Origin of the sequence: Streptomyces marokkonensis (assembly GCF_039539045.1) — a bacterium.
GTDB classification, from domain to species: Bacteria; Actinomycetota; Actinomycetes; order Streptomycetales; family Streptomycetaceae; genus Streptomyces; species Streptomyces marokkonensis.
In genome coordinates this window covers 1-11080 of sequence record NZ_BAABCQ010000220.1, presented here as the reverse complement: position 1 = coordinate 11080, position 11080 = coordinate 1, and the positions used below count along the sequence as shown (strand labels likewise).

Below are 11080 nucleotides of genomic sequence, written 5' to 3'. Positions count from 1 at the left end.
CCGCCCGAAACCCCGCCGCCCACCCCACCGCGTCCCGCGGTTCCGGGCGTCGGCGGCGGGGACGCCGGCCAGGCCACCGTGGGCAACCATCACAGGACGAGGTCCAACTCCGCCCACACGGTCTTGGACGGCACCGGCCCGCACCGCACGCCCCAGCGGTCCGCCAACTCCTCCACGAGGAGTAGCCCGTAGCCCGACTCCGCGTGTGCGTCGGCGGTCGTCCGGGGGCTGATGGGCAGCCGGTCGCCTCGGGTGTCGGTCAGCTCGATACGGAGCGTGGTCGCCGGGACGACGGAGAGGGCGAGGCGGAAGCTCCGGCCGGGGACGCGACCGTGCAGGGCGGCGTTCGCCGCGAGCTCCGCCACGATCAGCCGGGCCGGGTCCAGTGGCAGCCCCCACGCCTCCAGTTGCTCGACCGCGAGCAGCCGGGCCAGCCGGGCACCACGGCGCGTGGCCGACAGCGGCACGGAGAACTGGTGCAGCGGAACGAGGTGGACGGAGATTCTCTGGTTCACGTCACCCAGCGTGTTCTTGCGTGCGTACGCTGTGAAGACGGCTGGCCCGGGCGGTGGATGGCTGTCCGTGGCGTGTCCGGTTCTGTCCGGGCTGCCCGGGGTGACCGGTCGCGGCGGCGGGAGGTTGGTCCGGGGAAGGGCACGCGGCGGGAGGTCGGCGGCATGAGCGAGTGGGAAGCAGGGCTGGACGACGAAGAGGCCGGGGCGGTGATGCGGACCGTCGTGCGGCAACTGAAGCTGTGGCGTGAGGCGGCCGGTCTCACCCAGGCCGAGTTCGGGGTGGCCATCGGGTACGGGGAGGAGTTGGTCTCCTCGGTGGAGCGGGGGCGGCGGATTCCGCGGCCGGAGTACTTGGACGCGGCGGATGACGTACTCAACGCGGGCGGCAGGATCGCTGCGATGAAGGGGGACGTCGCGGAAGCCCGGTACCCGAAGAAGGTACGGGACGTGAAGCGGCTGGAGGCGGAAGCCGTAGAGATCTGCTCCTACAACAACTCCGTCATCGACGGCCTGTTGCAGACCGAGACGTATGCGCGGGCCGTGTTCAGCTCCCGGAGGCCGCAGTTCACGGAGGAGGAACTGGAACAGCGGGTAGCCGCTCGGCTGGCCCGCCAGGAGATCCTCGGTGCATCAACGGCTCGTCCGCTCCTCAGCTTTGTCCTGTGTGAGGCGACGCTGCGTCGTCTGATCGGGGGCAAGATGGTGATGCGCAACCAGATCGAACGGTTGTTGGAAGTGGCCCGTCTGCGAGACGTCGATCTACAAGTGCTTCCTCTGAGCCGGGAGGAGAACTCCGGTCTCGGCGGCCCCTTCCGACTCCTCAAGCTCAGGAACGGAGCGGCCGTGGGTCTCAACGAAGTCCAGCTCACCAACCGCGTGATCATCGAGCCGAAAGAGACCACGGTCCTCGACATGCGCTATGGGATCATCCGCGCGCAGGCTCTCACGCCCCGAGAGTCGCTGGCCTTCATCGAGACAGTGCTGGGAGAGTCATGACCCTCAAGCCCTCTGCCGGAGCCGATGGCACGCCGGAGTGGATAAAGAGCAGCTACAGCTCGGACGACGGGCCGTCCTGCGTCGAGGTGGCCCCCGCCCCGGACCGCATCCTCGTCCGCGACTCCAAGAACCCCCACGGCCCCCGCCTCGCCCTCACCCCCACCACCTGGGCGCACTTCCTGCCGTACGCCTCGAAGGGCTGAACGCGGGCGGGGCGCCCCGCTAGGAGCGCCCCGCCCGCCGCACAGTCACCTCAGGTCGACGTCGACCGACGCCTCCGCGCCCCCGGCCGCCGCTCGCTCGGCCGCGTCACCGGGTCCCCGGCCTCCACCGCCGCCGCGCGACGTCGCAGGCCGAAGTCGGCCAGGGCCTCCGCCAGCTTGTGGACGGACGGCTCGGGAGCCATGACGTCGACGCGCAGGCCGTGCTCCTCGGCCGTCTTCGCGGTCGCGGGACCGATGCACGCAATCACCGTCACGTTGTGCGGCTTGCCCGCGATGCCGACCAGGTTCCGCACCGTGGACGACGACGTGAAGAGCACCGCGTCGAAGCCGCCGCCCTTGATCGCCTCGCGGGTCGCGGCCGGCGCGGCTAACTGATCGTTTCAGAATGCCGTCCTGCGGAGACGCTGGCGGTCCATGAAACAATCCCTTCGGCCACGGGCTCAGGGGGTGACGCCGTATGGAACGGGTTGGGGCTGCGCGGGACCTCGTGCTCGGTTACGTCCGTGCTCTGAACGCGATTGATGAGGCCATGAGGGTGGCGATCCCCTCGCTTGAGCGACTGGCAGATGTCCTTTGCCTGGCCCGCTCGCGCCGGATCAGCCGCAGTGGGCACATCGGTACCTACTCCTACACGGTTCATGGGGCGGGATGCCGATTCGTCAGTGGCAACGGCGCTGAGGTCGATGTGGACTTCGAAGCCGACGGGAGCGAAGTCTTCGACCTCTGGCGGCTGCGCTGGTATGGGCTGAGCCTGCCGGATCCTCTTGACGTCACGGATGAGGACCTGCGGTCCGCGGTGCGGTCGCTGCAATCGCTTCTGGCCGAGGTGCGGCCGGGATGGTTCAGCGTCGCCGGCTGATCGCTTCAGGATGATGTCCGCAGACGGCGGAGGCATATGAGGCTGCGGGCCAGTTCGAGCAGGCCCTGATGGAGATCGGCGCGTCGCTCGTAGCGGGTGCGGAGCCGTTTGAACTGGTGCAGCCAGGCGAAGGCGCGCTCGACGACCCAGCGCACCTTGCCCAGTCCGGAACCGTGGGCGACGCCGCGTCGGGCAATCAACGGCTTGATGCCCCGCTTCCACAGCAGGCGGCGGTACTTGTCGAAGTCGTAGCCCCGGTCCGCATACAGACGTCGGGGCTTGCGGCGGGGGCGTCCCTGGGCTCCCCGAATCGGCGGGACCGCGTCGAGCGGGGACAGGAGCTGGGTGACGTCGTGTCGGTTGCCGCCGGTGAGCGTGACGGCGAGTGGGTCCAACGTGGTCCCCCGTTTGAGGGCCCGGACCTGCGATCCGTCCACAGCACAGTCGTCCAGGTCCAGTAGTTTGGCGCGGCGCAGCTCGGTCAGCAGGGCGGCGTGCAGGCAGGGCCAGACGCCGGCCTCGGTCCAGTCCCGCAGTCGGCGCCAGGCCGTCACGCCGGAACAGCCCACGGTCTCCGCCGGGACGTCCCGCCAGGCGACACCGGTCCGCAGCACGAACAGGACGTCGGCAAGTGCTGTTCGGTCAGGAACACGCGACCGCCCCGGATGCCGGTGGCGCCGCTCGGGAGCCGGCGGCAGCAACGGGGCCACCCGCTCCCACAGGTCGTCAGGAACAAGATCGGCACGCACCTCGGACACCCTGCCGACCAAGATCGCCGAGCACAAGACCCGCAGCTCAACTCATTCTGAAACGATCAGTAAGTGCCTTGATCGCCCCCAGCGGCACAGGCACCCGTCCGGGCCCGCTGCACGCACCGTTCCATTCTGCTACTTTTCAACTGTCACATTCTCACCAGAATAAAGGGAAAGTGAAAGTGAGCCCCACGATCCGAGTGGACAACGAGGTGTACGAAGAGCTGCAGAAGCGAGCGACTCCCTTCGTCGACACACCGAACAGCACTCTCCGCCGGGTCCTCGGCCTCCCGGAGAAGGCGACGCAGTCGGGGAGCACAGCCGTCGCGCCCTCATCACGGGAAGCCGCACTCAGTCCCCTTCTGGCGGACCGGCGGCTTCGCCCCGGGCAGCGGCTGGTGTGGCGGCGGCGAAACCTCAACCAGGTGCACTATGCCGAAGTGCTCGCGAACGGCACGCTCCGACTGGAGGACGGTTCCGTGCATGACACCCCTTCGGGCGCGGCAACGGCCCTCGCGGGCAACACCCAGAACGGCTGGACGGTCTTCACCACCGAGGACGGCATCCTGTTGAGGGAGATGCGATGAGCACGAGCACCTCGACCGCCCGAGCCTACGATGGCCCGACATCTGGAGGTGGATAATGGCAGGGGTGACCAAGCCCAAGGTCGGTCGTGTCGCGCCGCTGGAACTGGTCGAATGGGCCCTGAGCGGGCGTATCCGGATTCCACGCTTCCAGCGTTCGTACCGCTGGGAGGCCTCCGACTCCGAACGGCTCTTCGACAGCATCCTGCGTGGCTATCCCATCGGCAACCTGCTGATGTGGCGCAAGCCCGCACCAGCCGCCGAGATCACCTTGGGCGAACTCCGGTTCGATGCCCCGGAACGCTCCGACGCGTTGTGGGTGGTCGACGGACAGCAGCGCCTGACCACGCTCATCGGCGCGCTCACCGCATCCGAACACACGGTGGACCGTCGATTCCGCATCTTCTACGACCTGCGAGAGAAGGACGCCCGCAAACGGTTCCTGTCCGCGCCGCACTCCCAGCACGTGCGTGATCACTGGCTGCCGGTCTGGGTCGCCGGCGACAACCGGCGGCTCATCGCCTGGCAACGGGAACGGCCGTGGCTGACCAGCGAGGAATACGACCTCTGCGACTCAGTGGCCACTGCCATCCGCACCTACGAGATTCCCATGTACGAGATCGAGGGCGACGACGAGCAGGCGCTGCGCGAGATCTTCGACCGGATGAACACCTTCGGCAAGACTCTGAAAAAAGCCGAGATCTTCCAGGCGCTGCACTCCACGTCCCTCGACGTGCAGCCGTCCGATCTCGAGGCGCTGCGTGACCGGGTCGCAGCACTCGACTTCGGAGACTTCAGCCCTCAGCTGCTCATGCAGAGTGTGATGGCGATGCGTGGCGGGAAGGTGGACCGCGACTTCCGCCAGGAGTTCCAGAACGACGAGGACCGGCAGCAGGCCTTCGCCAGCACCGAGAAGGCTCTTCGCCTGGTGGTCGACTGGTTGCGCGGCGAGGCCGGAATCCCCCACCTGCGCCTGCTCCCATACGCCCTCTACGTCCCTGTACTCACCCGTTACACCGCCCTGTTCGGTTACCCGACCGGGCGAGGCAGTGAGCTCTTGCGCCGCTGGGTCTGGCGGGGAGCAGCGGTCGGCGCGGCCCCGCAGGGAAACACCGTCGCTCTGCGGCGCAACGCCAGCGCTGTACACGACGATCCTGTCGCCAGCGCCACCCGGATACTGGGCCTGCTGCCGATCGGCGGAGAACTCTGGCAGCCGGATCTGACCCAGACCGCGCTGAACCGAACACAGGCGAAAATCAACGTGCTCGGTCTCCTGTCGGCTCACCCTGTCCTCCTCACGCCGGCCACGGATTCGGACGGGAACCACTACCCGGCAGGCAGCAGGATCGGCGACTCCCGTCTGCTGGTGGACATGCTCAACAGCGGAAGCTCCCCACTGCAGTCACTCGTGTCCGGCCGGACCATGGCCGCCAAAGTGCTGCACCCCGCCGACAAGCCGGGATTCGGCTTCTTCTCGGAATGGTCGGACCCTGGTGTTCTGCGATCCCACTGCATGGACGAACGGTGTGTGGACCTGCTCCACACGTATACCGACGACAGCACCGACGATTTCCTCGCCCGCCGCGCCGGAATCATGACCACGGTCATCTCGGCTCATGTACAGCGCATGGCCTTGTTCGGATTCTCCGACGGGCCCGAGGCCGAGACCCTGTTCGACGAAAGCCTCTGGGGAGACGCCACCGATGCAGCGTGATGTGACCGCTACGGTCTTCCTGGGGGACCGTCGTGTCGGCGTGCTCGGCTATCACAAGGGCAACACGTGGTTCGAGTACACGGACCTGACAGCCGTTCACCCAGTTCTCGGGCAGGGATTCGAACGTGATCCGCGCAAGCGCCGGACAGCGAGTGGCAGTGTGCCGGAGTGGTTCGCGAACCTGCTTCCGGAACAGGGCAGCGGGCTCCGGCGACTGGTGGCCGCCGAGTTGGGTAAGCAGCGGATCCACGACTTCGTACTGCTGAATCATCTTGGTGAGGATCTCCCTGGAGCGGTACGCGTAGTACCGGACTCCCCGCTGGACGACCTCCCTGACCACGACCAGCCCGAAACATGCAGCCACGACCACGCCCTGCGCTTCTCCCTGGCCGGTGTGCAGCCCAAGTTCTCGATGCGCTTCGCAGGCAAGGCGCTGGTGCTTCCGTCTACCGGCAGCGGCGGCGACTGGATCGTCAAACTCCCCGACGAACGCTTCCCCGCCGTCCCTGCCAACGAGTACGCCATGCTGCGCTGGGCGGCTCTGTCGGGCATCGATGTGCCCGAGGCTGTACTCGTCCCCGGCTCGGAGGTCAACAATCTGCCCGATGGGCTGGCCGATCCCTCGGAACCCGTACTCGCGGTTCGACGCTTCGACCGGACGAGTGAGGGACGAGTCCATCAAGAAGACTTCGCGCAAGTGCGCGAAGTCGCCGCCGACTCCAAATACGATCGGGCCAACTACGCCGGCCTCGGCCGTGTGGTCAACGCGGTCTGCCCGCCCGAGGACGTCGTCGAGTACGTACGTCGGCTCGTAGCGATGATCGTCATGGGGAACGTGGACGCGCACCTGAAGAACTGGACGCTGCGATACCCGACCGGGAGACAGGCCCGGCTTTCACCCGCATACGATCTGGTCTGCATCGCCGCCTACCCGAAGGCCGATCAGAAGCTGGCTTTCCCTCTGAGTGGAACCGCCAACTGCGAACTCGTCACTCTTGACAGCTTCCGCGCGCTGTCACCGTCGCTGATGCTTCCCGAGGAACAGATCGCCTCGACGGTGCGCGAGAGCGTCGCGGCCCTGGCCGCCTCCTGGCCCCGGGTGAAGCGGGACTGCCCCGTTCCCGGCATGGTCGTCACGGCAATCGAACAACGTCTTGAGCAGCTTCCACTGATGAGCGCCTGACGTGACGACCACGGAGATCCCAGGCGACGTGACCGAAACGTCGGAGGCCTGACGAGGAGAGGCGCCCCCGGGAGAGCGCCCCTTCACCTCAGGTCGAAGACCGCCGCCTCCGCGCACCCGGACGCCGCTCGCTCGGCCGTGTCACCGGGTCCCCGGCCTCCACCGCCGCCGCGCGACGCCGCAGGCCGAAGTCGGCCAGGGCCTCCGCCAGCTTGGTCACGGACGGCTCGGGAGCCATGACGTCGACGCGCAGGCCGTGCTCCTCGGCCGTCTTCGCGGTCGCGGGGCCGATGCACGCGATCACCGTCACGTTGTGCGGCTTGCCCGCGATGCCGACCAGGTTGCGGACCGTGGACGACGACGTGAAGAGCACCGCGTCGAAGCCGCCGCCCTTGATCGCCTCGCGGGTCGTGGCCGGCGGCGGCGACGCGCGCACCGTGCGGTAGGCGGTGACGTCGTCGACCTCCCAGCCCAGCTCGATCAGCCCGGCGACCAGCGTCTCGGTCGCGATGTCGGCGCGCGGCAGGAAGACGCGGTCGATCGGGTCGAAGACCGGGTCGTACGGCGGCCAGTCCTCCAGCAGGCCCGCGGCCGACTGCTCGCCGCTCGGCACCAGGTCCGGCTTCACGCCGAAGGCGATCAGCGCGTTCGCGGTCTGCTCGCCGACCGCGGCGACCTTGATGCCCGCGAAGGCACGGGCGTCGAGCCCGTACTCCTCGAACTTCTCCCGGACCGCCTTCACCGCGTTGACCGACGTGAACGCGATCCACTCGTACCGGCCCGTCACCAGGCCCTTGACCGCACGCTCCATCTGCTGGGGCGTACGCGGCGGCTCCACCGCGATGGTCGGGACCTCGCTCGGCACGGCGCCGTACGAGCGCAGCTGGTCGGAGAGCGACGCCGCCTGCTCCTTCGTACGCGGCACGAGCACCTTCCAGCCGAACAGCGGCTTGGACTCGAACCACGACAGCTGGTCGCGCCGGGCAGGGGCGGAACGCTCGCCGACCACGGCTATCACCGGTCGGCCCCCGTCCGGGGACGGCAGCACCTTCGCCTGCTTCAGCGTCTGCGCGACCGTGCCCAGCGTGGCGGACCAGGTGCGCTGCCTGGTCGTCGTACCGGCGATCGTCACCGTCAGCGGGGTGTCCGGCTTGCGGCCCGCCGACACCAGCTCACCGGCGGCCGCGGCCACCGAGTCGAGCGTCGTCGACACGACGACCGTCCCGTCGGAGGCGCCGACCTCGGTCCAGCAGCGGTCCGACGCCGTACGGGCGTCCACGAACCGCACGTCCGCACCCTCGGCGTCCCGCAGCGGCACACCGGCGTACGCGGGCACACCGACGGCGTTCGCGATACCGGGGACGACCTCGAAAGGCACCCCCGCCGCGACGCACGCCAGCATCTCCTCGGCGGCGTACGTGTCGAGCCCGGGGTCCCCGGTCACCGCACGCACGACCCGCCTGCCGCCCCGCGCGGCCTCCATGACAAGATGTGCGGCATCCCGCACGGCGGGGACGCCCGAGGTCGTTGACGCACTGTCAACTACCTTCAGCTGGGGCGCGCCTGTGCCCGGATCCGACGGATCGGCGTCCGTGTGCACTTCCGACACGCCCTGCCTCGCGTGCGTGCGTACGACGTCGAGCACCTCGTGCTCGGCGACGAGGACGTCCGCGTGCGCCAGTGCCTCCACGGCGCGCAGAGTCAGCAGTCCCGGATCTCCGGGTCCGGCACCCAGGAAGGTGACGTGCCCGTGTTCCGGACCGGTGGGAAAGGTGGTGGGGCTCAATGTGCTCGCTCCCCCATCAGACCGGCCGCGCCCTGGGCGAGCATCTCGGTGGCGATTTCGCGACCGAAAGCCATTGCCGCGTCGTGCGTTTCAGGCACGGGACCGGTGGTGGACAGCTGCACCAGCGTCGAGCCGTCGGTGGTACCGACGGCGCCGCGCAGGCGCATTTCCTTGACAGTCTGCCCGTCGGCCAGAAGGTCGGCCAGCGCGCCCACAGGGGCGCTGCAGCCGGCCTCCAGGGCGGCGAGCAGTGACCGCTCGGCCGTCACGGCGACCCGCGTGAACGGGTCGTCGAGCTCGGCGAGCGCGGCGACGAGTGCAGCGTCTTGGGCGGTGTTCCCCGCCCTGCACTCGATCGCCAGTGCCCCCTGGCCGGGGGCCGGCAAAACCGTGTCGACCGACAGGAAGTCGGTCACCTCGTCGATGCGGCCCACCCGGTTCAGCCCGGCGGCGGCCAGCACGACGGCGTCGAGCTCACCGCTGCGGACGTATCCGATGCGGGTGTCGATGTTGCCCCGGATCGGGACCGTCTCGATCTCCATCCCGTGGGTGCGGGCGTACGCGTTCAGCTGCGCCATGCGGCGCGGCGAGCCCGTCCCTATGCGCGCCCCGCGGGGCAGGTCGGTGAGCTTGCGCGCGTCCCGGGCGACGACCACGTCCCGCGGGTCCTCGCGCTCCGGTACGGCGGCCACCACCAGGCCCTCGTGCTGCGCGGTGGGGAGGTCCTTGAGCGAGTGAACCGCGAAGTCCACCTCACCCCGCAACAGCGCCTCGCGCAGCGCGGCCACGAACACGCCCGTACCGCCGATCTGCGCCAGGTGCTCACGCGAGACGTCGCCGTACGTGGTGATCTCGACCAGCTCAACGGGCCGACCGGTCACCTGGCTCACGGCGTCCGCCACCTGCCCGGACTGGGCCATGGCGAGCTTGCTCCGCCTGGTCCCCAGCCTCAGTGCCTTCTCAGTCATGCCGGCCCTCGGTTCTTCTCAGTGCTGTTCTCGGCGCGGGAGACGGAGGCCACCGTCTCGGGGTCGAGGTCGAACAGGGTGCGCAGCGCGTCCGCGTACCCGGCACCGCCGGGTTCGGCGGCGAGCTGCTTGACCCGTACCGTCGGCGCGTGCAGCAGCTTGTCGACCACACGCTTGACGGTCTGGGTGATCTCGGCGCGATGCTTGTCGTCGAGGGACGGCAGCCGCCCCTCCAACCGAGCGATCTCGCCCGCCACGACGTCGGCGGCCATGCTGCGCAGCGCGACGACGGTGGGCGTGATGTGTGCGGCCCGCTGGGCCGCCCCGAACGCGGCGACCTCGTCACCGACGATCCGGCGGACCATGTCGACGTCGGCGGCCATCGGTGCGTCGGCCGAGGCGTCGGCGAGCGACTCGATGTCCACCAGGCGGGCCCCGGCCAGCCGGTGCACGGCGGCGTCGATGTCGCGCGGCATCGCGAGGTCGAGGAGGAAGAGCACGGGCTGCGGGCGCGGCACCTCGGCGACCGGCTCGGGCCGGCGGCGCTCGGGGACGCGGCCGACGCGCGTCGCCGTCGCGGCGAGCGCGGTGATCAGCTCGGCGTCCGCCTCGGCACCCGGCCGCCCGGCCTCGCGCGACCGGTCCACCGTCGCACCGCCCGCGGCCCAGGCCCCGTGCTGCTCCAGCATGGCCGCGTCCATGCCGGCCACCGCGGCCTCCCCCATGACGGAGAAGCCGGACGGCACGGAGGACAGGTCGAGCGGGCAGTTCTCTTCGGTACCGGCGCTCGGAAGTGGCGTTTCGTCAGCCTCCCGTACGGCGGCCGGGCCGGCGGCGTCCACGGCGGGACGCCCGTCGGCCGGTCCGTCGGCCGTCATCGTGGCGGGAGCACCGGTACGCCCCTGCACCGCCGCGGCCACGGCGTCGGCCGTGAGGACCAGCCCGGTCGCACCGGTGCAGGAGACGGCCACGTCGGCACGTGTCAGCTCGAGCGGCACCGAGTCCATCGGTACCGCGCGGGCCAGCACGTCCGTGTCGTCGCCCTCTGAGAGACGTCGTCCATATTGCTCTTGGAGCAGGAGCGCGAGCCGCTCGGCGCGCTCGAAGGTGCGGTTGGCGACGACGATCTCGGCGACCCCGGCGCGCGCCAGCGTGGCGGCGGCCAGCGAGGACATCGAACCGGCACCGATGACCAGGGCCCTCTTGCCCCGCGCCCACTGCTGGACGTCGGCTCCCGCGGACAGCTGCTCCAGGCCGAAGGTGACCAGGGACTGCCCGGCGCGGTCGATGCCGGTCTCGGAGTGGGCCCGCTTGCCGACGCGAAGGGCCTGCTGGAAGAGGTCGTTCAGGAGCCGGCCGGCGGTGTGCAGGTCCTGCGCCCGGGCCAGGGAGTCCTTTATCTGGCCGAGAATCTGGCCCTCGCCCACCACCATCGAGTCGAGCCCGCAGGCCACCGAGAAGAGATGGTGGACGGCCCGGTCCTCGTAGTGCACATAAAG

General features: G+C 69.5%; 11 protein-coding genes and 1 pseudogene. 6 read left to right on the top strand and 6 right to left on the bottom strand.

Annotated features, from left to right (window positions below; genetic code table 11):
- Positions 1–89: 89 nt before the first annotated feature.
- Positions 90–515: an ATP-binding protein gene (locus tag ABEA26_RS32830; RefSeq protein ID WP_345597293.1), complete on the bottom strand. Its 426-nt coding sequence runs from the start codon at positions 513–515 to the stop codon at positions 90–92.
- Between the two features lie 162 nt (positions 516–677).
- Here ABEA26_RS32830 and ABEA26_RS32825 point away from each other — a divergent pair, with 162 nt between their 5' ends.
- A complete protein-coding gene (locus ABEA26_RS32825; protein ID WP_345597292.1) occupies positions 678–1511 on the top strand; it encodes a helix-turn-helix domain-containing protein in 834 nt (277 codons plus the stop codon).
- Complete coding sequence (locus ABEA26_RS32820; protein WP_345597290.1) at positions 1508–1714, top strand: DUF397 domain-containing protein; 207 nt, start codon at positions 1508–1510, stop codon at positions 1712–1714. The genes ABEA26_RS32825 and ABEA26_RS32820 overlap by 4 nt, the downstream gene beginning before the upstream one ends.
- Positions 1715–1764: 50 nt before the next feature.
- On the opposite strand, the pseudogene ABEA26_RS32815 reads toward ABEA26_RS32820, so the two are convergent.
- Positions 1765–2097: pseudogene (locus tag ABEA26_RS32815) on the bottom strand (uroporphyrinogen-III synthase); the annotation flags it as partial.
- A 95-nt stretch (positions 2098–2192) separates the two neighbouring features.
- On the opposite strand from ABEA26_RS32815, the gene ABEA26_RS32810 reads away from it, so the two are divergent.
- Entirely contained in the window at positions 2193–2594 is a 402-nt protein-coding gene (locus ABEA26_RS32810; protein WP_345597289.1) for a DUF6896 domain-containing protein, read from the top strand.
- Between the two features lie 5 nt (positions 2595–2599).
- Here ABEA26_RS32810 and ABEA26_RS32805 read toward each other — a convergent pair whose 3' ends face one another.
- On the bottom strand, positions 2600–3343 hold the full coding sequence (locus tag ABEA26_RS32805; protein WP_345597288.1) for a transposase: 744 nt from the start codon (positions 3341–3343) through the stop codon (positions 2600–2602).
- Positions 3344–3528: 185 nt separating this feature from the next.
- On the opposite strand from ABEA26_RS32805, the gene ABEA26_RS32800 reads away from it, so the two are divergent.
- The 3 genes from ABEA26_RS32800 to ABEA26_RS32790 are packed head-to-tail and all read left to right on the top strand — an operon-like array spanning position 3529 to position 6827.
- On the top strand, positions 3529–3933 hold the full coding sequence (locus ABEA26_RS32800) for a restriction system modified-DNA reader domain-containing protein (protein WP_345597286.1): 405 nt from the start codon (positions 3529–3531) through the stop codon (positions 3931–3933).
- Positions 3934–3988: 55 nt separating this feature from the next.
- Positions 3989–5644, top strand: a complete 1656-nt coding sequence (locus ABEA26_RS32795) for a DUF262 domain-containing protein (protein ID WP_345597284.1) — start codon at positions 3989–3991, stop codon at positions 5642–5644.
- Positions 5634–6827, top strand: a complete 1194-nt coding sequence (locus ABEA26_RS32790; protein ID WP_345597282.1) for a type II toxin-antitoxin system HipA family toxin — start codon at positions 5634–5636, stop codon at positions 6825–6827. The genes ABEA26_RS32795 and ABEA26_RS32790 overlap by 11 nt, the downstream gene beginning before the upstream one ends.
- An 88-nt stretch (positions 6828–6915) precedes the next feature.
- Here ABEA26_RS32790 and ABEA26_RS32785 read toward each other — a convergent pair whose 3' ends face one another.
- The 3 genes from ABEA26_RS32785 to ABEA26_RS32775 form a co-directional block, all read right to left on the bottom strand.
- Positions 6916–8613 (bottom strand): bifunctional uroporphyrinogen-III C-methyltransferase/uroporphyrinogen-III synthase, encoded by a 1698-nt coding sequence (locus ABEA26_RS32785; RefSeq protein WP_345597280.1) that lies wholly within the window; start codon positions 8611–8613, stop codon positions 6916–6918.
- A complete protein-coding gene (gene hemC / locus ABEA26_RS32780) occupies positions 8610–9581 on the bottom strand; it encodes a hydroxymethylbilane synthase (RefSeq protein ID WP_345597278.1) in 972 nt (323 codons plus the stop codon). Before hemC ends, ABEA26_RS32785 begins: the two co-directional genes overlap by 4 nt.
- Positions 9578–11080, bottom strand: a 1503-nt coding sequence (locus ABEA26_RS32775) for a glutamyl-tRNA reductase (RefSeq protein ID WP_345597277.1), incomplete at its 5' end; no start/stop codon positions are given. The genes hemC and ABEA26_RS32775, both read right to left, overlap by 4 nt.